General features: G+C 64.2%; 25 protein-coding genes and 1 pseudogene. 11 read left to right on the top strand and 15 right to left on the bottom strand.

Going from position 1 to position 23,458, the window contains the following annotated elements:
- Window positions 1-49: 49 nt before the first annotated feature.
- Window positions 50-1,312 carry an NRAMP family divalent metal transporter gene (locus H597_RS0126045; RefSeq protein ID WP_028104693.1) on the top strand — a complete coding sequence of 421 codons (1,263 nt, stop codon included), beginning with the start codon at window positions 50-52 and terminating at the stop codon, window positions 1,310-1,312.
- 5 nt (window positions 1,313-1,317) lie between these two features.
- A complete protein-coding gene (locus H597_RS0126040) occupies window positions 1,318-1,644 on the top strand; it encodes a hypothetical protein (RefSeq protein WP_028104692.1) in 327 nt (108 codons plus the stop codon).
- Between the two features lie 36 nt (window positions 1,645-1,680).
- Here the strand turns inward: H597_RS0126040 and H597_RS0126035 are convergent, their stop codons facing one another.
- On the bottom strand, window positions 1,681-2,562 hold the full coding sequence (locus H597_RS0126035; protein WP_028104691.1) for an alpha/beta hydrolase: 882 nt from the start codon (window positions 2,560-2,562) through the stop codon (window positions 1,681-1,683).
- A 31-nt stretch (window positions 2,563-2,593) separates the two neighbouring features.
- On the bottom strand, window positions 2,594-3,493 hold the full coding sequence (gene lpxO / locus H597_RS0126030) for a lipid A hydroxylase LpxO (protein WP_028104690.1): 900 nt from the start codon (window positions 3,491-3,493) through the stop codon (window positions 2,594-2,596).
- Between the two features lie 190 nt (window positions 3,494-3,683).
- Between lpxO and H597_RS0126025 the strand changes: the two genes are divergently transcribed.
- Window positions 3,684-4,448: a class I SAM-dependent methyltransferase gene (locus tag H597_RS0126025; protein ID WP_229632247.1), complete on the top strand. Its 765-nt coding sequence runs from the start codon at window positions 3,684-3,686 to the stop codon at window positions 4,446-4,448.
- On the opposite strand, the gene H597_RS0126020 is transcribed toward H597_RS0126025, so the two are convergent.
- Window positions 4,445-5,467 (bottom strand): alpha/beta fold hydrolase, encoded by a 1,023-nt coding sequence (locus H597_RS0126020; protein ID WP_028104688.1) that lies wholly within the window; start codon window positions 5,465-5,467, stop codon window positions 4,445-4,447. The genes H597_RS0126025 and H597_RS0126020 overlap by 4 nt on opposite strands.
- Window positions 5,468-5,583: 116 nt before the next feature.
- Here H597_RS0126020 and H597_RS0126015 point away from each other — a divergent pair, with 116 nt between their 5' ends.
- Window positions 5,584-6,402: a helix-turn-helix domain-containing protein gene (locus tag H597_RS0126015; protein WP_028104687.1), complete on the top strand. Its 819-nt coding sequence runs from the start codon at window positions 5,584-5,586 to the stop codon at window positions 6,400-6,402.
- Window positions 6,403-6,520: 118 nt separating this feature from the next.
- On the opposite strand, the gene H597_RS0126010 is transcribed toward H597_RS0126015, so the two are convergent.
- Window positions 6,521-7,903, bottom strand: a complete 1,383-nt coding sequence (locus H597_RS0126010) for an MFS transporter (RefSeq protein ID WP_028104686.1) — start codon at window positions 7,901-7,903, stop codon at window positions 6,521-6,523.
- Window positions 7,904-8,014: 111 nt separating this feature from the next.
- On the opposite strand from H597_RS0126010, the gene H597_RS0126005 reads away from it, so the two are divergent.
- The 3 genes from H597_RS0126005 to H597_RS32545 all read left to right on the top strand — a co-directional run bounded on the left by H597_RS0126005 (window position 8,015) and on the right by H597_RS32545 (window position 11,344).
- Window positions 8,015-9,280, top strand: a complete 1,266-nt coding sequence (locus tag H597_RS0126005) for an HD-GYP domain-containing protein (protein ID WP_161630644.1) — start codon at window positions 8,015-8,017, stop codon at window positions 9,278-9,280.
- Between the two features lie 116 nt (window positions 9,281-9,396).
- On the top strand, window positions 9,397-9,711 hold the full coding sequence (locus tag H597_RS0126000; RefSeq protein WP_028104684.1) for a hypothetical protein: 315 nt from the start codon (window positions 9,397-9,399) through the stop codon (window positions 9,709-9,711).
- Window positions 9,712-9,826: 115 nt separating this feature from the next.
- Window positions 9,827-11,344 (top strand): GMC family oxidoreductase N-terminal domain-containing protein, encoded by a 1,518-nt coding sequence (locus H597_RS32545; RefSeq protein WP_083941290.1) that lies wholly within the window; start codon window positions 9,827-9,829, stop codon window positions 11,342-11,344.
- Here H597_RS32545 and H597_RS36040 read toward each other — a convergent pair.
- The 7 genes and pseudogenes from H597_RS36040 to H597_RS32540 form a co-directional block, all read right to left on the bottom strand.
- Window positions 11,317-11,628: pseudogene (locus tag H597_RS36040) on the bottom strand (hypothetical protein); the annotation flags it as partial. The gene H597_RS32545 and the pseudogene H597_RS36040 overlap by 28 nt on opposite strands.
- Before the next feature lie 453 nt (window positions 11,629-12,081).
- Window positions 12,082-13,977, bottom strand: coding sequence for an NHL repeat-containing protein (locus H597_RS0125985; RefSeq protein ID WP_028104682.1), 1,896 nt, complete (start codon window positions 13,975-13,977; stop codon window positions 12,082-12,084).
- Entirely contained in the window at window positions 13,970-14,338 is a 369-nt protein-coding gene (locus H597_RS0125980; protein ID WP_028104681.1) for a YbaN family protein, read from the bottom strand. Before H597_RS0125980 ends, H597_RS0125985 begins: the two co-directional genes overlap by 8 nt.
- A 7-nt stretch (window positions 14,339-14,345) precedes the next feature.
- Window positions 14,346-14,921, bottom strand: a complete 576-nt coding sequence (locus H597_RS0125975; protein WP_028104680.1) for an MEDS domain-containing protein — start codon at window positions 14,919-14,921, stop codon at window positions 14,346-14,348.
- Window positions 14,922-14,988: 67 nt separating this feature from the next.
- Entirely contained in the window at window positions 14,989-15,300 is a 312-nt protein-coding gene (locus tag H597_RS0125970; protein ID WP_035375276.1) for a cupin domain-containing protein, read from the bottom strand.
- Window positions 15,301-15,409: 109 nt separating this feature from the next.
- A complete protein-coding gene (locus H597_RS35215) occupies window positions 15,410-15,562 on the bottom strand; it encodes a hypothetical protein (protein WP_154668291.1) in 153 nt (50 codons plus the stop codon).
- A gap of 25 nt (window positions 15,563-15,587) precedes the next feature.
- Window positions 15,588-15,893: a c-type cytochrome gene (locus H597_RS32540; RefSeq protein WP_083941288.1), complete on the bottom strand. Its 306-nt coding sequence runs from the start codon at window positions 15,891-15,893 to the stop codon at window positions 15,588-15,590.
- A gap of 304 nt (window positions 15,894-16,197) precedes the next feature.
- On the opposite strand from H597_RS32540, the gene H597_RS0125955 reads away from it, so the two are divergent.
- A complete protein-coding gene (locus H597_RS0125955) occupies window positions 16,198-16,680 on the top strand; it encodes a GNAT family N-acetyltransferase (protein ID WP_035375275.1) in 483 nt (160 codons plus the stop codon).
- A gap of 2 nt (window positions 16,681-16,682) precedes the next feature.
- Here H597_RS0125955 and H597_RS0125950 read toward each other — a convergent pair whose 3' ends face one another.
- Window positions 16,683-17,330 carry a glutathione S-transferase family protein gene (locus H597_RS0125950; protein ID WP_028104677.1) on the bottom strand — a complete coding sequence of 216 codons (648 nt, stop codon included), beginning with the start codon at window positions 17,328-17,330 and terminating at the stop codon, window positions 16,683-16,685.
- Between the two features lie 116 nt (window positions 17,331-17,446).
- Between H597_RS0125950 and H597_RS0125945 the strand changes: the two genes are divergently transcribed.
- Window positions 17,447-18,028, top strand: a complete 582-nt coding sequence (locus H597_RS0125945) for a TetR/AcrR family transcriptional regulator (protein WP_028104676.1) — start codon at window positions 17,447-17,449, stop codon at window positions 18,026-18,028.
- 13 nt (window positions 18,029-18,041) lie between these two features.
- Here H597_RS0125945 and H597_RS0125940 read toward each other — a convergent pair whose 3' ends face one another.
- Both H597_RS0125940 and H597_RS0125935 read right to left on the bottom strand, forming a co-directional pair.
- Window positions 18,042-18,623, bottom strand: coding sequence for a DJ-1/PfpI family protein (locus tag H597_RS0125940; RefSeq protein WP_028104675.1), 582 nt, complete (start codon window positions 18,621-18,623; stop codon window positions 18,042-18,044).
- A gap of 105 nt (window positions 18,624-18,728) precedes the next feature.
- On the bottom strand, window positions 18,729-19,781 hold the full coding sequence (locus H597_RS0125935; protein ID WP_211232085.1) for a DUF5694 domain-containing protein: 1,053 nt from the start codon (window positions 19,779-19,781) through the stop codon (window positions 18,729-18,731).
- Window positions 19,782-20,085: 304 nt separating this feature from the next.
- Between H597_RS0125935 and H597_RS0125930 the strand changes: the two genes are divergently transcribed.
- Window positions 20,086-20,622: a hypothetical protein gene (locus tag H597_RS0125930; RefSeq protein WP_028104673.1), complete on the top strand. Its 537-nt coding sequence runs from the start codon at window positions 20,086-20,088 to the stop codon at window positions 20,620-20,622.
- Window positions 20,623-20,627: 5 nt separating this feature from the next.
- A complete protein-coding gene (locus H597_RS0125925; protein WP_154668290.1) occupies window positions 20,628-21,941 on the top strand; it encodes a M20/M25/M40 family metallo-hydrolase in 1,314 nt (437 codons plus the stop codon).
- On the opposite strand, the gene H597_RS0125920 is transcribed toward H597_RS0125925, so the two are convergent.
- On the bottom strand, window positions 21,916-23,409 hold the full coding sequence (locus tag H597_RS0125920; protein ID WP_154668289.1) for a hypothetical protein: 1,494 nt from the start codon (window positions 23,407-23,409) through the stop codon (window positions 21,916-21,918). The two genes, H597_RS0125925 and H597_RS0125920, sit on opposite strands and share 26 nt — an antisense overlap.
- Window positions 23,410-23,458: the final 49 nt, after the last annotated feature.

The following is a 23,458-nucleotide window of genomic DNA, read 5'->3' as shown; positions in this document are numbered from 1 at the left end:
AGTTAGTGGCCGTACAGATGGCAAACTGGGCCTTCGCTAAGATCGGGGCATGGAACAGCAGCGCCAATCATGGCTGGACAAGCTCGGCCCGGGGCTGATCGCAGGGGCGGCCGACGATGACCCCAGCGGAATCGCCACCTATTCCCAGGCCGGGGCCCAGTTCGGCTTCGGGATGCTCTGGTTCGGCCTGTTCACCTATCCGCTGATGGTCGGCATCCAGGAAACCAGCGCCCGCATCGGCCGCATCAGCGGGCGCGGGCTGGCGGCCAATATGCGCCGCTGCTTCCCGGCCTGGCTGCTGTACTCCCTGGTCAGCCTGCTGCTGGCGGCCAATACCATCAATATCGCGGCCGACCTGGCCGCCATGGGCGACGCCCTGCACTTGGTGGCCGGCGGCCGCGCGCACTGGCATGCGCTGGGCTTCGGCCTGCTGTCGGTGCTGCTGCAGGTGTTTGTCCCCTACCGGCGCTATGCCCGCCTGCTCAAGTGGATGACCTTGGCATTGCTGGCCTATGCGGCCACCGTGCTGGTGATCGATGTGCCCTGGCGCGCCGTCGCGGCGCATACCGTCGTGCCCCATATCGAATGGAAGAAGGAATACCTGACCACCTTGGTGGCGGTGTTCGGCACCACCATCAGCCCTTATCTGTTCTTCTGGCAGGCGGCGCAGGAGGTCGAGGAGCTGCGGGCCGATCCCGATGCCCAGCCGCTGCGCCGCGCGCCGCGCCAGGTGCGCCCCCAGCTGCGCCGCATCAAGCTCGATACCGCCATCGGCATGGCATTCTCGAATATCGTGGCCTGGTCGATCATGCTGACCACCGCCGTGACGCTGCACGCCCACGGCATTTTCCAGGTCGGCTCCTCGGCCCAGGCCGCGGCGGCCCTGCGCCCGATCGCCGGCGACCTGGCGTTCGCCCTGTTCGCGCTGGGCATTGTCGGCACCGGCCTGCTGGCCATTCCCGTGCTGGCCGGTTCGGCGGCCTACGCCATGGCCGGCGCCTTCAACTGGCGCAGCAGCCTGGAGCTGGAGCCGCTGGCGGCGCGCAAGTTCTACGCCATTATCGCGGCCGCCACCCTGGCCGGTATCGGCATCTGCTTCCTGCCGCTGGACCCGATGCGCGCGCTGTACTGGAGCGCCGTGATCAACGGCGTGGCGGCGGTGCCGGTCATGGTGGTGACCATGCTGCTGTCGACCCGGCCCGGGGTGATGGGAAATGTGACGCTGTCGCGACGTTTGCGGTTGTTGGGGTGGTCCTGCACACTGGTGATGGCGCTGGCGGTTTTGGCCATGTTCGCCAGCATGGTAAGCTAGCGCGCATGAACAAACGTCATTTCCTGCTGGCCCTTGCGGCCGCCATCGCCCTGCCTGCCCTGGCTGCTGAGCCACGCCCATTCCCGCCCAAGGCCAAGCGCGGCCTGCTGACCCCCGCCTATGCGGCGCCGGATGTCTACATCGACGGCAAGCTGCGCCAGCTGTCGCCGGCGGCGCGCATTTTCAACGACGACAACCTGACCGTGGTCCCGAACGCGCTGGAAGGCAAGAATATCGTCGTCAACTATACCGAAGATTTGAACGGCGACATCGACCGCGTCTGGATCCTGACTGCCGAGGAAGCGCGCCTGCGGGCGCCCGTCATCCGCTGAACATGCCGCGGTGCGGCAAGGCGCAGCGCCCCTGCTTTAGCGTGCCAGCAAGCTGTCGATGAAGGCTTGCACGGCGCCGGTGTAAGGGCCGTCCGCGCCCAGTTGCAGGTTGATTTCGCGGTGGCTCATGGCCTGCTCCAGGACCTCGCCGCGGGCGCCACTGGCCCCCAGGCGCTGCACGAAATCGTGCGCCTGGCGGCAGGAGCTGTCGCGCTGGGTGGAACACACCAGCAGCATCGGCCGCGCGCCCGGCTGCAGCACATGCAGCGGCGACACCGTGCGCCAATAGGCAGGATTCCTGCCGAACGCTTCGTCATACAGCGGCAGGTGGCGCTGTTGCATGATGTCGGGCACATCGAGGGCGCCGCTGTCGAGCGATACGGTGCCGAGCCAGCTGCTGCCCGCCGCCAGCGATGGCTCGGCCGCCAGCAGCGCCACCATATGGGCGCCGGCCGAATGCCCCATCAGGATGAAACGGCGCCGGTCGGCGCCCCATTCGGCCGCCCGGCCCTGGGCGGTCGCCAACGCCTGCGCCACGTCCTGCGCCTGCCGCAGCGGATCGGCGTCGGGCAGCATGCGGTAATTGATCGAAATGAAAACGTAGCCGCGCCCCGTGAAATACGGCGCCTTGTTTGCCACCACGGCCGTTTCGGCCTTGCCGCCGGTGCGCCAGCCGCCGCCGTGCACCATGAAAATCACGGGCGCACCGGGCGCCGCCTGCGCCGGCAGGTAGACGTCGAATCGCTGGCGGGGATCGCCGCCGTAGGGCATATCGCGCAGGACTTGGGCCGGACCGGCAGCGCGGGCCTTGCGCGCCGCCTGGCGCTCCAGCAGCCGCTCGCGCAGGGGACCGGCGTTGCCGGCGAAGGTGACGGCGCCCAGCGCGATGGCCAGGACGCCTGCGAGGAATCGCTGCATGCCGCCTCCTGTGAAGAGGCAGCGAGCCGCCTCAGATGTAATAGATTGCTGCCGCCAAGCCGATAATAAGGCCAACCTTGGTGATTTTGTAGACGTTCTTGTTCCAGGCCTTGAAGGCGCGGCGGTATTTGCCGGCGTAGAAGGAAATGCGGAACAGCTTGGACACCACGCCGACCTGGTCGCCCTGCTCGTTGGGGGAGGCGGCAGCGGTCATCATGGTGCGGCCGAGGAAGCGGTTGATGGCCTGCGCCCAACCGAAGCGCATCGGGCGCTCGACGTCGCAGAACAGGATAATGCGGCCGCTCTCGGAACCATTAATGGCCCAGTGGATATAGGTTTCGTCGAAGATCACGCCCTGGCCGTCGCGCCAGCTATGGCGCTCGCCGTCCACGTCGATGAAGCAGCGGTCGTCGTTCGGCGTGGCCAGGCCCAGGTGGTAGCGCAGCGAGCCGGCGAACGGGTCGCGGTGCGGATTGAGCTTGCCGCCCGGCGGCAGCTCGGCGAACATGGCCGCCTTCACCGACGGAATGCCCTGCAGCAGGGCAAAGGTTTGCGGGCACAGTTCCTGCGCCGAAGGATGGCTGGCGTTGTACCACTTCAGGTAAAAACGCTTCCAGCCGTTCTTGAAGAAGGAGTTGAAGCCGGCGTCGTCGTTTTTTTCCGACGCTTTGATCTTTTGCAGGCGCAGCAGGTTTTCCGCTTCAGCGCGGATCACTTCCCAGTTTTCTTCCAGCGGTTTGAGCTCCTTGAAGGTGTCGACCGGCAGGTAGGGCGTGGACGGCACGCGCGAAAACCAGTGCATGAAAATATTGATCGGGGCCATGAACGACGAGTGGTCGAACAGCTGGCGGCCGATCGGCAGGCGCACCTTGCCACGGAAGTGAATATGCAGCACGGACAGGAGGTAAAACCCGATAACAGTCCATTTCATTGCAAAACCTCGGAATGATCCAAACCTGCCATTTTACCGCAGCTTCGATGGTGAAGATTTGTGTATCCCTCAATCATGCAAACATGCTATCTTAATTCGCATGACCTGTATCGTATGCCAATCACCCCTGAGTGCCGGCCTTTCGAGTTGGCACCACACATGCCGCAACTGCGCGTATGAAAGTGCGCAGTTGGCGGTCGCCATCAACCATGCAGCCGAGCATGCCAAGATCGACGAGGATGCGCGCGAGACTTCACTCAAAGCGCTGCGGCAGGAAAGCTTTCGCACCATCGTCGCCCTTACACGGCAGTTTGCCGCGCCCCACGCCCACACCTTGCTCGATGTCGGCAGCGCCCACGGCTGGTTCCTGGAAACGGCGACCGGCGCATTCGAAGCGGTAGGTGTCGAACCGGACGAGGCGGTCGCCGCCAAGTGCATCGCGCGCGGGGTGCCGGTACGGATCGGCTATTTCCCCCAGGCGCTGGCCGATGGCGAACGATTCGACGTCATCGTCTTCAACGACGTGATCGAGCATATTCCCGACATCCGCTCGGCGTTGCGCAACTGCCATGAACGGCTGTCGCCGAACGGTACCCTGGTGCTCAATCTCCCGAGCAGCCGCGGGCTATTTTACCGCCTGTCCAAGCTATTCGCGCGGGTAGGTCTGCGCGGGCCATTCGACCGCCTGTGGCAAAAGGGCATGCCGTCGCCACATGTGCACTACTTCAATCCCGTCAACCTGACCAAGCTGGTCGAAAGCGAAGGCTTCGAACTGCGCCACAACACCGAAATGGAGGCGGTCAAGGTAGAGGGGCTGTGGCAGCGGCTGACCATGTTCGGCAACGTGCATCGCGTGAAAGCGGCACTGCAGTACGTGTGCATCCGCTGGGGACTGCGTCCCCTGACGGGGCTGTTCCCAAGCGATATCATCGTCTGCATCTACCGCAAGCGTTAAACCGGCTGCATGGCGCGCCACAGCGCCAGCGCTTCCTGCGCCACCAGCTCCGGACGCTCCTCCGGCCAGAACAGCTTGGCACCTTCAATACGGCGCACGCCTTTGCTGTTGCCAAAAGCCTGCTCGAGATAATCCGCGCCGCGCGGCAGGAAGATGCCGTCCGCCATGCCCCAAAGTACGCGTACCGGCGCCTGGCTGGCTTTCAGCGCGGGCAGGATGCCGTAAAGAGCGTTGCGTTCCAGCGCGGCGATGTAGCCGTGCAGGCGCTGCGGGTTATCGACCAGGGGGCGTAGATAAGTCTCGAACACCTCGTCCGCCAAGGCGGCGGGATGCGCGTAGCACAAGCCGCCCAGCGCATCGGCGGAACGGGCCTTGTCCTTGTCTGCCAGCCAGGGCGCCAGCCACTCCTGCGCGAATTTACCTTGTTTGGCGAGCTCGATCACCGGCAGCATGGCCGGCGGCGGACTATCGATTTCGGTATCGCAGTTGGTCAGCAACAGGCTGCGTACACGCTCAGGATGCAACACCAGCAGCAATTGCGCCACGGCGCCGCCGCTGTCGCTGGCCACCACATCCACCGGGCCGGCGCCCAGCTTGTCGAGCAGTTCGGCCAGCATGGCGACCTGGCCTTCCGGATCGAGACTGGCGCCCGGCGCGGGTTCGCTGTGTCCCAGGCCCAGGAAGTCGGGCGCGATGCAGCGGCGATGCGGCGCCAGGCGCGCCACCGCGCCGCGCCATTGGAAGCTGTTCAGCGGCAGGCCATGCAAGAAGAGCGCCGCTTGCGGTCCGCGGCCGCGTTCGACCACCGCGACTCTGCCAACACTGGTCGACACGAAGCGGCGCGCGGCGCGCCAGGCGCGTGCATCGCGCGCCGCTGCGGACCGCAGCGCGGCATCGTACGGCGACAGGCGCGTTCCCTGTGCTGTGACATGCGCGGCGCCTGCGATGCGCGCTGCGCCGCTCGCCGCAGCGACGGCGACAGCGGCAAAACCCACTTTCAAAAAGTTCCGGCGAATCATGCGTATCTCCTCAAAGACTGGTTTTCGATGGATTGCATGATCGGGCCAGGACGGAGCAGAAACAATGACCTCCGAGGTCATGGAAGCGCCTCGCCAATCCTTGCTAATATGGCCACATGAACGCAAACAATGTCCCCATCGCCCACGTCGGCGCCCTGCTGCGCGAATGGCGCGCGGCACGCCGCCTGAGTCAGATGGACCTGGCCCTGGACGCCGGCCTGTCCACACGCCATTTGAGCTGCATCGAAACGGGCAAGGCCCAGCCGAGCCGCGACATCCTGGCGCGCCTGGCCGACACGCTGGAGATGACCCTGCGCGAGCGCAATGCCTTGCTGGTGGCAGCGGGCTACGCGCCGCGCTATACGGAGTCGGCCCTGGCCAATCCCGAGCTGGCGCCCATGCGGCGCGCCATCGAGGCCATGCTCAAACAGCAGGAGCCCTACCCGGCCTTCCTGATGAACCGCCACTGGGATATCGTGATGGCCAACGACGCAGCCATCCGCATGAACCGCTGGCTGCTGGGAGGCGGCGACAGCCCGCACCGCAATATGCTGCGCCATGTCTTCGATCCGCAAGACTTGCGTGCGGTGCTGGTGAACTGGGAAGAAATTGCCGGCCATCTGCTGGCCCATTTGCACAAGCTGGTCGCCACCGCGCCCGCCGATGCCAGGGCGCGTGCGCTGCTCGATGAAGTGCTGGCCTATCCCGGCGTGCCGGAAACATGGCGCCAGCGCGACTTGCGCGCCGCGCCTGCGCCGTTGCTGGAATCCGTGTTCGAACGGGATGGCCGGCGCGTCGCCTTCTTCTCCACCATTACCACCTTCGGCACTCCGCGCGACGTCACACTGGAAGAGCTGCATATCGAATCGTGCTTCCCGGCCGATGAAGCCAGTGCTGCCTTTTGCCTCGCGCTGGCCGGACATGGTCAGGAATGAGCGACAGGATACTCCCGGAGCCAGCCACTGCAAGTCGTTACGCCAGATAAGAAGCTCTTCTGCGGCGCAGATACTCACCTTTATTGGCGCGTTTGAATTGAAGCCGGCGGCCCTTCCATTACAACTGCGCGATTTCCTTGTACGCCGGGACCAGCGCCTTCATGACGCACCACGCGGCGAGGTAGGCCAGCGCGCAAAAGGTGAACATGATCATATAGCCGGTCTGGATTTGCTCCAGGGCGTGGTAATGGTCGAACAGCCTGCCTGCCACCTTGGTGATCAGCACGCCGCCCAGGCCGCCGGCCATGCCGCCGATGCCGACCACCGAGCCGACGCAGTGCTTGGGAAACTGGTCGGATACTGTCGTGAACAGATTGGCCGACCAGGCCTGGTGCGCGGAGGCGCCGATGCCGATCAGGAGCACCGGCAGCCAGATGCCCAGATAGCCAAGCGGCTGCGCCAGCAGCACCACCAGCGGGAAAATGGCGATGGCCAGCATGGCACGCATGCGGGCCTGGTAGGCGCTGGCGCCGCGCCTGATGAACAAGGACGGCAGCCAGCCGCCGCCGATCGAGCCGATGATGGTCATGGCATACAGGAGCGCAAGCGGGGCCGCCATGCCGGTAGCGGACAGGCCGTAGTGCGCGGCCATGTATAGCGGCAGCCAGAACAGGAAGAACCACCACACGCCGTCAGTCAGGAATTTACCGGCGGCGAAAGCCCAGGTCTGGCGGCAGGCCAGCAGCTTGAACCAGGATGGCGTATGCGCCGCGGCGGCCGGCGTTGGGGCGGCATCGCCGTTGATGTATTCCAGCTCGGTGCGCGACAGTCGCTTCTGTTGCTCGGGCGCGTCGTAAAAATACAGCCAGAAGCCGAGCCACACAAAGCCAGTAGCGCCGGTGACGGCGAAGGCCGCTTTCCAACCCCAGGACTCGGCGATCAACGGTACCGCAGCCGGAGCCAGGATCGCGCCGAGATTGGCGCCGGCGTTAAAGATTCCAGTGGCGAGAGAGCGTTCCTTGCGCGGAAAATATTCGGTGGTGGCCTTGATGGCGGCAGGGAAGTTGCCCGCCTCGCCCAACGCCAGAACGGCACGGCAAAGCATGAAACCGGCCACTGACGCTGGTACGGCGGCGACGCCCACTGCAGCAAGAAGTGCGGCGAACACGCTGCCGGCAGCATCGGCATAGGCATGCAAGACCGCAGCGAGCGACCACACCGCGATGGCCAGCGCGAAGGCGCGGCGCGTGCCGATCCTGTCGATCACACGGCCGGCAAACAGCATCGCAACGGCGTACACGAATTGGAATACGGCGGCGATATTGGCGTAGTCGGAATGTGACCAGCCCAATTCCTTCGACAGCGCGGGGGCCAGCAGCGACAGCACCTGGCGGTCCAGATAATTGATGGTGGTGGCGAAGAGCAGCAGGCTGCAAATGATCCAGCGGTAGCGGCCGATCGCGGCAGCGGGGGCGGCGGCTTGCAGGTGATGCTGATTCATCGTTTCTTCGTCTCCAGCCTGGGGGAGACAGGAATATGGCCATTTTCTGGCAAAATGTCCATATTCTTTCCTGACCCCAAGGTGGACATGGTGGCTAGCGAAACGCAAGCAATGAATATCCCGGGAGAGAGCCCGCACTTCGTGCGCGCGGTGACGGAGATGGGCGATACGCGCGAGGTCATCGCCAGCGAGGATATCTACGCCAGCAACGGCACCAAGCTGCTGGCCAAGGGCGCGCGCATCGACAGCAAGCAGTTCGAGAAGCTGACGCGCTATAAACTGTCCGCCCCGCTCGACCAGGTGCTGTCGTCCGACAAGGCGGTCGACGCCGCCACGCTGGCGATCGAACTGGACCGCATTCTCGAACAGGAGGCGGTCTACCGGCAGCTGCTGGCGCGCGCCGGCGATCCGCGCCAGCTCAAACACTGCACGGCCAACCTGCGCCTGCATGCGACCATCGAGCTGCGCCTGACCGTGATGTCGGACAAGCACCCAGAAGTGTTCGGCCACACCCTGCGCACCGCCATCATCGCTTTCGCCTGCGCCCAGCGCATGGGCGTGCCGGCCGGCGAGTTGCCGGCGGTACTGCTGGCCGCCCTGTGCCATGACTTCGGCGAAATGCATACCGATCCGCGCATCCTCGACCAGTCGCACCAGGTCACCGCGGAGGAACGCCGCTTCGTGCATGTGCATCCGGTGACCGGCTACGTGCTGCTGAAGGACTTGAAGGATTTCCCCCTCGCCGCGGCCAGGGCCGTGCTGCAGCACCACGAACGGCTGGACGGCAGCGGCTACCCGTATGGGCTGCGCGGTGCGCAGGTCGATCGCATGGCGCGCATCGTGGCCGCGGCTGATGTCGCCGAGACGGTGATGCGCCGCCTCGACATGCAGCGCCTTGAAATGCTGTACCGGATCAACAAGCAGCGCTTCGACAGCGAGGTGGCGGCCACCCTGCGCGACCTGCTGCAGCTGCAATCGACGCAGCCCGACGACAGCGCTCCGGCCTTGGATCCCGCCGTACGCCTGACCCATTTGTCCGAGTTGCTGCATGCCTGGTTCGCGCTGAAGGCCCTGCTGGAGCAGCGCCCGCAAGCCGATGCCCCCGCTTCGCCGATGGCCTTCCTGTTCGACCGCATGGCGTCGATCCGCTCGCTGGTGCTGCAGGCAGGCTTCAACCCGGACAATATCACCAGCATGCTGGCCATGGTGCAGGACGATGCCGCGGTGCTGGCGGAACTACGCGCCATGCTCGATGAAATGGATTGGCTGCTGGCCGACCTGGCCAATGAAATCGACCGCCGCTCGCCGGCGCTCGATGGCCTGTCGGCCGGCGCCATGAAGGGCCTGATGCAGCAATTGCGCGCGGAAGTACATTAACGAAACGGTTTCAATTGCTTACACCGATTACATGGGCCCACATGCTGGCGCGGCCAATCCAGCCCTATACTGCAGCCACGCGACTTGCGGATTACCACCAAATGAAAGGGAACGCCATGAAAACCACCAAGCTGCTCGCTGCCGTGCTGGTATCGGCCTTTGTCTTGCCTGCCTTTGCGCAATCGACACCGAACCTGGACAAGCGTGAGGACCGCCAGCAGGGACGCATCGCCCAGGGTATCGAATCGGGCCAGCTGACGGCGAAAGAAGCCTCGCACCTGGAAGCGCGCGAAGCCAAATTGGCCAACGACGAAGCCGCCGCCAAGGCCGATGGCAAGGTGACGCGCAAGGAGCGTCGCAAGCTGCAGCGCGAAGCCAATCGCGACAGCGCCGCGATCCACCGCCAGAAGCACGACAAGCAAACCCGCTGATCCGCCTTTCCCCACCTTTTTGTGCCTTTTCGTGCCTTTTCGTGCCGCGCATCTCACTGCGCGGCATGTTCACATTTCGATTGACAGGCCAGACATCGTCGACCATTGTTGACGCATGCCGAACCAGGATTCCCTGCCCTCCCCCGCCTTGCAGCGCTATGACGTGATCGTCGTCGGCAGCGGTCCCGGCGGCGCCAGCGTCGCCCAGTCCCTGGCCCGGCAAGGGCAGCGCGTGCTGGTGCTGGAACAGGGCAGCGCAGCCCCGCTCAGGGGCACGCTGGCGCACATGGCCAGCATCGGCGCGATTCCCGGCAAAGGCGCTTTTTTCCATCGCGATGCCTCGCTGCTGGTGCGCGGGCTGACGGCCGGCGGCAGCTCGGCCATCAATTTCGCCACCGCTGCGACGCCGCCGCTGGAGCGCTTTACGGCCCTGGGCATCGACCTGGCCCCGGCCCTGGCGGCATGCCGCGCCGAGCTGCCGATCGGCCCCTTGCCCGACAGCTTGCTCGGCCCCATGGCGCGGCGCATCATGCAGGCCGCGCTGGCTGCCGGGCTTCCATGGCACAAACTGGACAAGATGATCCGCCCCGCCGTCTGCCGCACCGGCTGCTGGCGCTGCGTCTACGGCTGTCCCTTCGGCGCCAAATGGAGCGCGCGCGACCTGCTGGACGAGGCCCGCCTGCACGGCGCCCATCTGCTCGACTGCGCGCGCGCCACCCGCGTGCTGCTGGAGCAAGGCCGCGCGGCCGGCGTCGAGTACCTGCACGGCGGCGCACTGCGCAGCGCACGCGCGCCCACGGTGGTGCTGGCCGGCGGCGGCATCGGCAGCCCGCGCCTGCTGCATGCGTCGGGACTGGCGCCGCGCAGCCTGCCCTTTTTCAGCGATCCGGTGGTGGCGGTGATGGGAACGGTGGACGATATCGCGGGCGGCGCCGAAGTGCCGATGGCCGCCGGTATGGCCCTGCCCGGGGACGGCCTGTGGTTTTCCGACCTCACCTTGCCCAAGCCCATGTACCAGGCCTTTGCCCTGCAGGTGGGCCGCGTCGACCGTCTGTTCGCGCATCGCCGCACGCTCAGTATCATGGTCAAGATACGCGACCAGGCCGGCGGCGGCATCGGCCCGCGCTGGGCCGACAAGACGCTGCAGCCGGACGACCGCGAGCGGTTCCAGCGCGGCGTCGGCCTGGCGCGGAACATTCTGTCGCAAGCCGGCGCACGCCATGTTTTCAAGAGCTGGCATTTCGCCGCCCACCCGGGCGGCGCACTGGCGGTGGGCGGCGGTGGGCCGGCCGCCGTGGACAGCGATTTGCGCAGCGCCACGCCAGGCCTGTATGTCTGCGACGCGTCGGTACTGCCGGCGCCCTGGGGCATGCCGCCCACGCTCACCCTGCTGGCGCTTGGCAAGCGCCTGGGATACCTGCTGGGCGACGCCCGTTATCGGCTTACTGCAGATGCAGCATCGCCCTTAAACAGGCGGAAGACGAAATGCGGCCAGATCTGCTCCGAATTCAAGCCGTCGCGCCGAATCAGCAGGTCTTCCACCGCCTCGGTCGCACCGATGCAGGAAGAGACAGCGGCATCGTCGAACACCACATACCCGCCGTCGACCATATTCGGCTTGACTGCGTCGTAGGAGAATCTGACTGCGGACGCAATATCGCAATCGATATGCGCCAAGGCGACCTGCCGTGCCTCGCCCATGACTTTTGCGCTGGTTTCTTCGAACAGCCCGCGTACCAATACAAGATTGTCCAGCCCGAGTTCTTCAACCCTTGCCCGAAGGCTATCGAAATCATTGTCGGAAAAATCGCCGCGGCTATGAGCGTCGATATCCTTATCGGTCGCAGGCATGCCGGCATAGGTGTCGAGGGCGTAAATCCTGACATCCGGGAAGAGGTGCTTCGCCACGTAGGCCATGAAGATTGCGTTGCCGCCGCGATAGGAACCGTATTCGATGATATGGCCATGCGGCAGACTTCCCATGAAAAACCGCATGATCAAGTAAATGTTCATGCGGTTGGCCTCGGACATGATCGTCCGATCGCCGGCGATCGCAATCGCATCCTGATACAGGGCGTCGCCCAGTATCTTTTCCCGCACATCGCCAAACTGAAGCCCCCAGCCACGCTGGTAGCCTTCCGCGACATTCCGGCCATTCCTGAAACCTGTTTTCACCCCCAAGCACGACGGCGAGGGCAAATACATTTCTGTTTGATACTTTTCCAAAATACACTCCTCCAAAACTGTGGTTGTCGTTGACACGCGAGTTTTACAGCAGCTGCTTATTTTGCATTTTAGTTAAGTATATTCCTTAAGGTACTTGCCGTAAATCATTGATTTTCCGCAAACCTTGCCACCGTTGCGCAGCCCTCACTGTTTCCGTTGCAGAATCGAGCGTTGCGTGGCGACGTAGAGTGTCCCCTTCTTGTCCACGGCAAGGGCGCGCAGCCTGCCGGCTGATGCCGGCAGGTCCAGGCCGTCGCTGCTCACTTCGCCGGTCGCAGACATCTTACGCAATTGCCCATCGTCGAGCAGGTAGATATTGTTGCCGGCATCCGCTGCGGCATGCGTGATCGTCCGAAAGCGCGCCAGCAAACCCGTGCCGTCGCTGCTGCCTTTGCGTTCACGGCTGCCGGCCGCCAGCCATTGCGAGCCGTCGGAGCCGACCCGGGTCAGGTAGTGGCCATGCAGCATGAAGACTTCGTCGCTCGGCGCCACCACCACATCGCCGCAACCGTCGCCGCCCTGCAGCTCGATCTTGCGCGCCAGCCCGCGCGGGCGGATACGCCACAGCACATTGTCGGCGCAGTACCAGGCCTGGCCGGTGGCGTCGGCGGCCATGCGGTGCTGCCCCAGGCCGGGCAGCATGAAGGGCTCGGTGTCCTGGGTGACATAAGACCAGACCCGCTTCAAGGCAGGGACCAAGCCGCCCTGGTCGGGCGCCATGCCGGGCGGTCCGCTGACCAGGGAAATCATGCCTTCCGCGCTGACGCCGGCCAGTGCGCCGTTGGCCGTCACGAAGACACCGGTGCTGGGCCGGGCCGCCATCGAGCCGTGCAGGTCCACCTGGGCCGCCGTACGCGATTCGCGCAGCTTGCGGAAGCCCCCTTCCTCCAGCAGGGTGCGCACCGTGCCGTCCTTGTCGATGCGGCGCAGCTGGTCGCCGTCCAGCACATACAGCCCCCCGTCGCGGCCGACCGCCAACTGGGTGATATCGCCGAAGCGCGCCTGCAGCGCCGGGCCGTCGCGGTTCAGCGAGGCGGCGTACTGCAGGGGAAACGGCTGCAGCCTGCCGGCGGCATCCCAACTGGCCGCGAGCTGGCGCTCGGCCAGCATGAGATACAGCTTGCCTTGCTTGTCGCGCGCCGCGCCGGACAGCTCGCCCGTCACGTCGCCGGGCCCCAGCAGGGGCGCGATCATGCCATTGGCTTCGATCCGGTAAATGCTGCCGGCGGCGGGAACTGTCGCCAGCAAGCGCCCCTGGGAGTCGGCCGCCATCTGGCCGGCCGGCGCCGGGCGCGCGGCTGTCAGCGTCGGCATGCTGGGCGCGAGGTAGCGGCGCAGGCATTTGCCGCGCGGGCATCCCTCGGCCGCCCCGGCGGGCGATTCAGCCGCACCGGAGGCGCCACCGCCCTGCGCATCGAGTGCCTGCCAGGTCCCATCCGCCTCGATGCGCAGCGCACCTGCCGCGTCGTGCACCAGCACGCCGCCACGGGCGTCGATAGCCACGCCTTGCGGCTGCAGGGGCAGGCGCTGGGCCACCGTACTGACTACGCCGTCGGCCGCGATCCGGCGCAGCGCGCTGTTGCCGGCGTCGGCCACCAGCAGGCTGCCGCCAGCGTCGAGCGCCAGCCCGGCCGGATGGTCGAAGCGCGCCGCGATGCCCTTGCCGTCGTTGCGCCCCGCCGTACCGGCCTGCCCGGCCACAGTGCGCACCTCGCCCGCCGGGGAAATCGATTTCACCGCGTGGTTGCCGGCATCGGCGACATACACGGTACCGTCGCCGCCCACGGCCAGACCGGCAGGGGCAATGAAGCGTCCCGGCAGCGTTGCCAGCGCGCCGTCCGGCCGCAGCACCCTTACCTTGGCGCCGTCCGTGAAATAGACCGCGTCGTCGCTGCCCACGGCGATACCGCGCGGCGTCTCCAGACGCCCGGGATGCAGGGCGAGCGGCGCGCCGGCCAGCACCTCCCAGGTGGCCGCATAGGCGGTAGTGGACAGCAGCAGCGCGGCGGCGGCAACGGCAAGCAGGGGTTTCTTATTCATCCAGCGGGCGGGAAGTGGGCAGGCGCAGCAGGTAGACCGTCACGCCGCAGGCAATCAGGAACAGCATGGCCTTCAACGCAAGGAAGGGCACGCGGTACATCGAATAGATCATCGAAGGCCACATCATGGCCATGGCCAGCACCTTGCCACGCAAGGGGATGCCGCGGCCATCTTCATAGTCGCGCAGGTAGCGGCCAAAGCGGCCGTGATTGCGCAACCAGTTATGCATTTTGTCCGAACTGCGGGCGAAGCAGGCCGACGCCAGCAGCAGGAAGGGTGTGGTGGGCAGCAGCGGCAGAAACACGCCCAGGACCGCGAGGACCAGGAACAGGAAGCCGAGAGTGACCAGGACGATTTTCATCGTCCCATTATAGCGGGGGCAGGATCCTCGTATGGGCGTCGCAAACCTCGCGGAAGGGGGGCGCGTCGCCGGTTTCGAAACCGGCTTTGGGATAGGCGCAGAACAGGGGGAAGGATTCGCGCTGGCACAGCCCGGTCCACATATGTTCCAGGCGCATGGTCGCGCGGTACAGCTTTTCCTCCCACAGCAGGGCCACCATCTCGCCGAACGCGCGCACCGTCGGATGCCGCTCGCGTGCCTTGGCGAGCAGTTCCTCCACCATCGCATGGAAACGCGCCTCGGCCGGCCAGCCGTCGAACATGAACCTGGCCAGGCTGGCGCGGGCATCGCGCACGATATACTGGCCGCGCTCCGCGGCTGCCGCCGAGTCGATGCCGTTACGTTCGATGCGCCGGTCCAGCGCTTCCCGGTGCTCCGGCGTGGCGATGACGATTACCGCATCGCCCTGGCGAAAGCCCGCCATGACAAAGCCTTCCAGCGCATCAAGAAAGGCGCTGTCGTTCTCGTACACCTGCACGCAATGGTCGCAATGCGCCGTGTTCTGCCAAAATTCCTCGATCGCTTCCCGCTGTGCTGGCTGCATTGCCCCGGCTCCGAAAAAAAGATACGCAAGGGTAGCAGGACATCAGCGGCAAAAGATGCACACTTTGTCACGCCGCGCGGCCGTGCAAGTGGACCGCCAGCCACATCGCCTTGTCGGAAACCTTGAGCACGGTATGCGGCGTGCGCGCCGGCAGGAACAGGTAATCGCCGGCCCGCAGCGCCACCCGTCGCCCGGCCACATCCAGCTGCGCCTCGCCGGTCAGCAGAACGACCCATTCGTCCTGCTCCTGGACGTACTCCTGCGACGCGATCTTCGACGTGCTGACGATGCGCTCGATCACCAGCCCCTGGTGCGACAGCAGCGTATCGAAACGCTCACCCGTTGTGGGCGGCAGTGCATCCTCGTACAGATTCCCCATAATTACGTCCCTGGTCAGTGCGCGCCATCATGGCCGGCATCGCATACACGACGCACTGCGCGTCGATCAGCATAGCCTGTTTCAGGTCCAGGCGCCGTGCCATCTCGCATCAGCCCTGCGGGCCGACCACAACGAGCGGCTTGGCATTGCCGTCCGAGCGCAAGCCCGCGTCGGCACCGCCGGAGGTGATGATGCTGACCGATGCCACCAGGTCCAGCGTCTGCCCGTGCATGCCGCCAGCAGCGGCGGCGGCACGGCGCACGCCAACAACTGCCGGCGGCTCATGCTCAGCTCTTGGCCATGTAGTCGATGGCGGCCTTCACCTCATCGTCCTTCAGGCCCGGATTGCCGCCTTTCGGAGGCATCATCTTGAAGCCGTTCAAGCCGTGGGTGTAGAGCACTTCCTTGCCTTGCTTGACGCGCGGGGCCCACGCCACCTTGTCGCCGAACTTCGGCGCGCCCAGCACGCCAGCACTGTGGCAGGATGCGCAGTTGGCCGTGTAGATCTTTTCGCCGTTGGCGGCGGGCGCGCCCGCCATGGCTGCCGGCGCCAGGATGGCGGCGGCGATGGCAATCATCAGAGATGCTTTCATGGTTGTCTTCCTCTTGGTTGGTGGGTAAATGGTTCAGCGCATGGAATCGTTATGCGCATGGTGCGCAGGCCTGGGGTGCCGTCCTTGCAGCTGCCGTGGACGTGGTGCGTGTCGCCGGTGGTATATTTCAGGCGTGGTGCGCCCGAGCCCGGCGCCGCGCTCTTACCCATGAATCGACGCCGGCTGTTTGCCGCGTCTTTTACATCATGACCGCTACCCATGTTTCAATACTTCTACTCTGTGCTATTCCAGAGCAGGACTCTACGGACTAACGATCAAAAAAGAATTGACTCAGGTCAAGTGCATGAACACTTTATCTATTCGCCCTGCAAATATTGCTGACGTGCCCCTGCTGCTAAGCCTGATCCATGAACTGGCCGAGGCCGAAGACTTTCCTTATGGTGTCACCGTCAGCTGGGAGGCGCTGCGCGCCAGCCTGTTCGACCCGCATCCCGCCGCCGAAGCGCTGGTCGGCGAGGTGGACGGCCACCCAGCCGCCTTCGCGGTATTCTATGAATCGTTCGCCACCACGACCGGGCGGCGCGGCCTGCACCTGGACGATCTGTTCGTGCGGCCGCAATTCCAGGGCGCCGGCCACGGCAAGGCCCTGATGGTGCATATCGCCGGCATTGCCGTTGAGAGGGGATGCGCCCGTTTCGAATGGTGGGCGCAGCGCGGCAATGCCGCCGCGCTGCGTTTTTACGAAAGCATCGGCGCCCGGCAGCTAAATGAACTCATCGTCCACCGCCTGCAGGACGACGACATCGCGCTGCTGGCGCGCGGATAGCGTCAGGCCGCAGCCGGTTCTTTCGCATACTGGGCCACCTGGGCCGCCATCCCCCTTTGATAAGCCGGCCGGGCGGTGCAGCGCGCCTGGTAAGCGCTGACAGCGGGGAATTCGTCTTTCAGGCCGCTGGAGTCGAGCAGGCGCAGCACGCTCGTCATCATGATGTCGGCTACGCTGAAGCTGCCCGCCAGGTAGTCGGCGCCGGATAACCACGCTTCCAGGTCGCCCAGGCGGCGCCGGGCCATCGCCTCCAGTCCCGGCTTGCGCCCCTCGACCCACGCTTCGCCGGCATGGAACACGCCCAGCTCCGCGAGCGCGGCGAAATGCGGTTCGACTGAATTCAGGGCGGCGTACAGCCACATTTCAGCCAACTGGCGCTGCTGCGCGTCTTTCGGCATCAATCCCAGCTTGTCGCCCAGGTGGCGCAGGATCGCCCCCGATTCAAAGATGGACAGCCCGTCATCCAGCAGTACCGGCACTTGGCCGAAGGGCTGCTGCCGGCGGTAGGCGGCGGACTTCTGCTCATCGGGTCCGACCGTGCGCACCGAATACGCTTGGCCGGCTTCCTCCAGCGTCCAACGCACGCGCAGGTCGCGCACATAGCCGACAGCGAAATCGGGAACGGCGCTCAGGGTAATCAGGGTGTACATGTTTGCTCTCCTAAGGGGTGGTGGGGTTAAACATGCGGCCAGATTACGGGCTTACATATTATGTTCAAGAACATATTTTGAATCGGACGCATAATGCGAACCGAGGAGGACCAGTAATGCCCTATACCGCAGAGCATAAGGAGCGCACCCGCGCAAAAATCGTCGAATCGGCACGCAAGCTTTTCAACCGGCACGGCTTCGAGCAGGTGTCGATTGAAGCCATCATGTCGGAAGCGGGCCTGACGCGCGGCGGCTTCTATAACCACTTTGATAGCAAGAGCGAGCTATATGCCGCCGCGGTGGCCAGCTTCACCCATTGCAATCCCTTCCGTAAGGATCTTTCGGACGCGCCGCCGGCCGACTCGCGCGAGCTGGCGTACCGCCTGCTCAACATTTACCTGAGCGACCGCGTGCTGGAAGATGTGGACAACCACTGCCCGCTCTACGCTCTGCCGGGCGACGTGGCGCGCGCCGGCCTTTCGCCGCAACGCGCCTATACGGATCTGATCCGCAACCTGACCTGCGTGTACGAGAATGCGCTGAAAGACGTCAGCGACGGCCGCAAGCGCGCCCAGGCTATCGTGGCGCTATGCGTGGGCGGCATGCTGCTGGCCAGAACGACGGACGATGACGCTTTACGCGCAAGCCTGCGCGATGCCGCACGCGAACAGGCATTGGCGCTGCTGGGCACCAATTAAGCTCGGCGCGACATCAGGGCTTGATTTCGGTCCCAAGCACTTTGAGGAATTGCGCCATCCATTGCGGATGCGCAGGCCATGCCGGCGCCGTCACGAAGTTGCCGTCCGTGACCGCCTGGTCCATTTCCACCGACACATATTCGCCGCCGGCCGAACGCACTTCCGGCGCGCATGCGGGATAGGCGGAAATGCGCTTGCCCCTGATGACATCCGCCGCAGTCAGGATTTGCGCGCCGTGGCAGATCGCGGCAATCGGCTTGCCGGCTTTCGCGAACTCCTGCACGGTTTCCAGCACGCGTGGATTAAGGCGCAGGTATTCCGGCGCACGCCCGCCCGCAATCACCAGCGCATCGTAGGCAGCCGCACGCGCCTCGTCGAAACTCGCGTTCAGGGTGAACTGGTGGCCCGGCTTTTCGGTATATGTCTGGTCGCCTTCAAAATCATGGATCGCGGTCTTGATCTTCTCGCCCGCCTTTTTGCCGGGGCACACCGCGTGCACCGTATGCCCAACCATTTGCAGCGCCTGGAACGGCACCATGGTTTCATAATCTTCCGCAAAATCGCCCGTCAAAAACAGGATCTTCTTGATTGCCATTCCAATCTCCTTGTTTAAACTTGCATGACGAAATGCGCGCACGGCGTGTGGCGCAGCCCATCAGAATAGCACCATGCCGGCGGCGCCGGCGCGAAAGCCATGGCATCACTTCAGCACCTGGACCGCATCGACGATCTCCACGCCCTGCAACTGGCCAAGCCACTGGTCAAACCACGGCTTGTGCGATGCCCCCACAATGGTTAGTACGCGCGCGCCTGGACGTTCGCGGAACGTCTCGCGGATATTGGCCACCATGCGCAGGTTGCGGATTTCCCAGCCCCCAACCCAGATTTGCGGATAGCCTTCCGGCGACTTGGTGCGCATCATGGGAAGTACATTGCTTTCAGCGTGGATGCGGGCGCTCTCAGGAGAATTGACATAGCGGTAAAGCGGCAACATGTCTTCGGCAAGGGACAAGTCATCCTCCCTCTTTTGATGCTCCTTTGCCTCTTGGCTGCCCGAAGCCCAAGCCGCTTCGATGGTTTTCACGAAGGCCTTTATGTCCGGTACGTCGATCCGGTCACCGGTATGGTTGTCGACAGCATAGACGCGCTGGAGGCCGAGCCGCGCAGCCAGCGGCGCCGCGATCAGGTTATCTTCGTTCTTGCGTTTCTCCAGTTTTTCCAGCATTGCTACCAGCGCGGCATCCAGGCTGTCACCGCTGCGGCGCTCGGCCGCCGGCAACTGCAACCATTGGACTAAAGCCGACGCCGGCTCGTTCGCCGCCAGGAAGGCCGCAGCCAGGCGGCGCCGCTGTGCATGCGCGGGCTTTGCCGGCCAGGCTTTCAACGTTTTGTCCACTTCCGCCAACGCGGCAGGTATATCGAGGCCGGTCGCCGCCTTGGCGGCATCGGTCTTGGGACACCAGTCAGGTCCATACTTTGCCGGATGGCGCTGCGCGAGATCGCAATCTTCCCCGGGTTCGCGTTCGATTGTGATGATGTCCGGCTTGAAGGCAGCCAGCTTGTCGATCACGCCGCCCAGCGACGACGCGTTGAAGCTCGCCGGCATTCCGCTCAGGTGCACGGTACCGAGGACCATGACCTGAGACCGGGGCCCGACCATATCGCGGTCAAGCTTGGTCAAATCCACTTGCGCCTGCGCCATCAACGGCGCCGCTGCCACCATGGTCCACGCTGCCTTGCTCCACATTCCCATACCCCCTCCTGTGCCAGTGAATCGGAATGCCGATTCTAAGCACGGCGGCGCAGGCAACGCGCCGCCTTACGACAGGCTGCAGTATCTCGGCCATGGGCTGCAAAAAACCGCCGCCTCAAGTACTCGACAAAGGCCTGGCGACACGGCTGCCCACTGTCCGCCTTCGCACAATGGTGTCCCGACGTGAACACTGATGACAGTAACAAAAGCCCCTGCTAGCCTATCGCGGCGGGCTTTTCTTCTGTGGCACGCGATTTGCAACACGTTGCTCCGACAACTTCCCCACAGCGAAAGGAGCACTACCATGCACTGCTCACAGTTTGTCCAGCGCACCTGCGCCATCATCGCCCTTGCCATCGGCTTGGCCGGATCTGCCGCCGCCGAGCGAGGTCCCGCCACCCCCGAAGAGCGCGCTCGCGTCGTGCAGCTGGCCGCAGCCGCCAACCAGGACCCGGTCGGGGTCATGACTTCCGCCGATGGCCGCTGGTTCATGAAATGGTCGGACGAAGTCCCCGACTATATGTTCGGTCCCGACAAAGGCGCGTTCTGGATGGATGGCGGCGCCGCCAAGGGTGACCTGCGCCGCGTGCTGCGCTTCCATCACATGCTCAGTACCGCCGCCTACCAGGTCCAGCACCAGATCCTCGATCCGGAAAAGGATGCAGCCACGCTGGAAGCCAAGACCATCGCCGGCGTGGACGGCTTGCTACACGCCTATGAAAGCCTGAAAGACAAACGTGCGGAAAACCGTTCCGAAGCATTGGACCAGGCAATCGCCATGCGCGACCAGGGCAAACTGGCGGCCTTCGTCCAATCCCTGCCACCTGCGCCTAAACGGTGACCGGCATGGCCCGCTTCCTGACCATCCTTCTGGCCTTGCTCGCCAGCGGGGCATACGCCGCCGACGCGCCGCCGCCCGCCCAGGCGCTGATCGACGAAATTGCCGCCCGCTCGGAAATGCAACGCAACCTGGAAGAACTATGCGACGACATCGGCCCGCGCATGACCGGTACGCGAGGATTGCAGAACGCGCAGGAGTGGGCCATGCGCAAACTGGCCGCTTATGGCGCGAGCAACGTCCACCTGGAAGCCTATGACCTTGGCCGCCCGTGGCAACGGGGCGCCGCGCACGCGCGGCTGCTGAATGCCAACGGCATGCATTTGAACGTACTGCAGAAAGCCTGGACGGAGGGAACACGCGGTACGATCCGTGCGGATGTCGCGCTGCTCAGCGCACGAACCATGGACGACTTCAACGCCGCCCTGCCCCGCCTCAAGGAAAAAATCGTGCTGGCCGAACAAACCCCGCGCGAGGCGCCTAGGCAGGCGCTGCGCGAAGCCGGTGTCGCCGCGGTGCTGCAGGTAAGCGGAAAGTCCGACGGCCTGCAAGATATGTGGGGCGGCCCGGGCCAGCGCTACGACAGCAATGCCGGAATCATCACCGGAGAACATGCCGCCTTGCTCAGGCGCCTGCTGGCGCGGGGCATTACACCCCGGATGGAATTGACGCTTCGCGGCGGCTTCGCGGTGCGGCCAGTCAAGGCGCATAACGTCATCGCCGACTTCCCCGGCAGCGAGGCCGATGGCGACATGGTAATCCTCGGCGCTCACCTCGATTCGTGGGATTTATCGAGCGGCGCCAACGACAACGGCGCCGGCGTGGTCACCATGCTCGAAGTGCTGCGCGCCATGCGCGCCGCCGGGTTAAAGCCAAGACGGAGCTTGCGCATCGTCCTGTTCTCCGGCGAAGAACAGGGCCTGCTGGGAAGTAAAGCCTATGTAGCCGCGCATGCCGGTGAACTTTCCCGCATCCAGGCGGTGCTTGTGCAGGATGCGGGCAGCGGCCGCATCCTCGCTTTTCCCGATATGGAAGTCGAAGGCTGGTATGGCCCCTTGAACAGCGCGCTGGCGCCGGCCAAGGTGCTGGGCGATATCGACGTGCATTACGCGAAAGGTCTGGGCTCCGACCAGGAGTCCTTTTTCAAGCAGGGCATCCCCGCCTTCTCCCCGCTGCAAGACTCCCGCAACTACCGCACGCACACGCAGCACAGCGAAATCGACACACTCGACCATATCGACCATGCCGGCTTGCAGCAGGCGGCACAAGTCACTGCGATATTGGCCTGGGGCCTGCTCAACGGCGAGCGCCTGCCGCGTTAAACTCCAAAGAGAACTTAGCGGCCTTCTTGCTTCCGCAACTGTTCTTGAGCTGCTCGGGCGACAGGCTGCCCTCAAAAGTGACGGTACGTAGCGGCCCTTTGAGCGGGATGATAAATCCTCCGGCAGCGCTGTCGTACACGACGATCTGTGGCGCTTCCTTGCCATCCGGCCCCTCAGGATTAAAGACATCCAATTCGGTCGCACGTCCATTCAGGCTGAAGCGGCAGTCACCTGCTCGCTGTTCGTACACGTAGTCGAAGGAGTGTTCGCCTTTCTGGTTAACCTTGATCGGGCCAACGTTCAAGGAATGTTCAACACCCGCCAAAGCCAAGCTGAAGACGGTGTCGCCTTCAATACTGCCCTTGCTCAGGGCAAGCTTGCCGCTGTCCTTGGATACGACAAACCACTGTCCCATATTGGTCGCCGCAAACACCGGCTCGCCGGGTGCCAGTTGCAACGGAGTCTCCTTGCCTGACGCTGGCGAGATCGCCAGCAGCTCGGCAGCCTTGCTCTTGCCGCTGCAAGGCTTGCGCAGCGCTAATACAGCATTCCCGTATTCGGAAATCGAACTCGATTCGCAGTATTTGCTCGGGTAGCTGGCCAGGGAAAGCTGCTTGCCTTCGGCGCTGGTCACGGCCAGCGTCGAGCCGGCGTCGCCGTATGCAAGCGAATACAATGCGCCCTGCTGGGAGACTCCCATCGCCACATCGCGCGGCGCTTTTTTGAATGGGCGCATGCTCCATGCATAGCCGCCATTCACCAGCAAGCGCGAATTGGCGAAGTCGTCGACCCAGTCGTTCTGGGCCAGCTTTGCGGGAAGGAACTGGCCCGCGATATACAGGTTGTCGCCCACAAGACGCGCTTTGGCGCCGCTGGCAAATGCCCCGGTCTTGCGAACGTTTGGCTTGCCTGCCTTCAGTTGCCGGTCGACTGCGACAGTAAACAGCGAGTACTGATCGACATCCTTCTCCACGTCCTTGATATAGCCGGCAACCTGCACGCCGTTCGCCGAAAGCCCCAGCGCATATCCGTACTGGTCCCTGCCTTGTTCGATCAGGTTTTTGAAGCCCAGCTGCTTGCCGTCCGCACTGAATTGATAGAGGTAGACCAGCGTCTGGTTCATCGATTGCTGGCTTTGCGTATTCACGTTTGCCAGCAGGTAAACGTTTTCGCCATCAATCGCGCACTGCTCCGGCTGCAGCGAGACGAAATCTTCCGGCGGCGAAATGCGCACATGCCAACGCACCGCATCGCGTTTCAAATCGAGCAGAACCAACTCGCCGCTGCCCTGGCCCGTGTCAGGATCGAAGCGGCTGCCGAGAAGGCAGGCACGCGCGTTGTCGGCGGCAAAGCCCATATAGCGCGCTGAGAAATGCTTGTCCGGCAGCGGAATGGAAGCCGCCGTGGCATTGGAGACTGCCAGACAAGCCAAAATTGTTCCTGAAATTTTAGAGATGTGCATAATCAAAATTATTGTTTAAACGGATAGCGCGCGATGACCGCTAGGTCTACGCCTT

Origin of the sequence: Pseudoduganella violaceinigra DSM 15887 (genome assembly GCF_000425385.1) — a bacterium.
GTDB classification, from domain to species: Bacteria; Pseudomonadota; Gammaproteobacteria; order Burkholderiales; family Burkholderiaceae_D; genus Rugamonas; species Rugamonas violaceinigra.
This window is presented reverse-complemented; position numbering and strand designations above follow the sequence as displayed.

Coding starts and splice junctions, on each gene's coding strand:
- H597_RS0126010 (WP_028104686.1), bottom strand. CDS start 7,903: ATGAATCAGCATCACCTGCAAGCCGCCGCCCCCGCTGCCGCGATCGGC.
- H597_RS0126000 (WP_028104684.1), top strand. CDS start 9,397: ATGAAAACCACCAAGCTGCTCGCTGCCGTGCTGGTATCGGCCTTTGTC.
- H597_RS0126005 (WP_161630644.1), top strand. CDS start 8,015: ATGAATATCCCGGGAGAGAGCCCGCACTTCGTGCGCGCGGTGACGGAG.
- H597_RS0125935 (WP_211232085.1), bottom strand. CDS start 19,781: ATGGGAATGTGGAGCAAGGCAGCGTGGACCATGGTGGCAGCGGCGCCG.
- H597_RS0125925 (WP_154668290.1), top strand. CDS start 20,628: ATGGCCCGCTTCCTGACCATCCTTCTGGCCTTGCTCGCCAGCGGGGCA.
- H597_RS0126035 (WP_028104691.1), bottom strand. CDS start 2,562: ATGCAGCGATTCCTCGCAGGCGTCCTGGCCATCGCGCTGGGCGCCGTC.
- H597_RS0126015 (WP_028104687.1), top strand. CDS start 5,584: ATGAACGCAAACAATGTCCCCATCGCCCACGTCGGCGCCCTGCTGCGC.
- H597_RS0125975 (WP_028104680.1), bottom strand. CDS start 14,921: ATGCAGCCAGCACAGCGGGAAGCGATCGAGGAATTTTGGCAGAACACG.
- H597_RS32545 (WP_083941290.1), top strand. CDS start 9,827: ATGCCGAACCAGGATTCCCTGCCCTCCCCCGCCTTGCAGCGCTATGAC.
- H597_RS0125980 (WP_028104681.1), bottom strand. CDS start 14,338: ATGAAAATCGTCCTGGTCACTCTCGGCTTCCTGTTCCTGGTCCTCGCG.
- H597_RS0125955 (WP_035375275.1), top strand. CDS start 16,198: ATGAACACTTTATCTATTCGCCCTGCAAATATTGCTGACGTGCCCCTG.
- lpxO (WP_028104690.1), bottom strand. CDS start 3,493: ATGAAATGGACTGTTATCGGGTTTTACCTCCTGTCCGTGCTGCATATT.
- H597_RS0125970 (WP_035375276.1), bottom strand. CDS start 15,300: ATGGGGAATCTGTACGAGGATGCACTGCCGCCCACAACGGGTGAGCGT.
- H597_RS0125950 (WP_028104677.1), bottom strand. CDS start 17,330: ATGTACACCCTGATTACCCTGAGCGCCGTTCCCGATTTCGCTGTCGGC.
- H597_RS0126020 (WP_028104688.1), bottom strand. CDS start 5,467: ATGATTCGCCGGAACTTTTTGAAAGTGGGTTTTGCCGCTGTCGCCGTC.
- H597_RS32540 (WP_083941288.1), bottom strand. CDS start 15,893: ATGAAAGCATCTCTGATGATTGCCATCGCCGCCGCCATCCTGGCGCCG.
- H597_RS0125985 (WP_028104682.1), bottom strand. CDS start 13,977: ATGAATAAGAAACCCCTGCTTGCCGTTGCCGCCGCCGCGCTGCTGCTG.
- H597_RS0126040 (WP_028104692.1), top strand. CDS start 1,318: ATGAACAAACGTCATTTCCTGCTGGCCCTTGCGGCCGCCATCGCCCTG.
- H597_RS0126045 (WP_028104693.1), top strand. CDS start 50: ATGGAACAGCAGCGCCAATCATGGCTGGACAAGCTCGGCCCGGGGCTG.
- H597_RS0125940 (WP_028104675.1), bottom strand. CDS start 18,623: ATGGCAATCAAGAAGATCCTGTTTTTGACGGGCGATTTTGCGGAAGAT.
- H597_RS0125930 (WP_028104673.1), top strand. CDS start 20,086: ATGCACTGCTCACAGTTTGTCCAGCGCACCTGCGCCATCATCGCCCTT.
- H597_RS0125945 (WP_028104676.1), top strand. CDS start 17,447: ATGCCCTATACCGCAGAGCATAAGGAGCGCACCCGCGCAAAAATCGTC.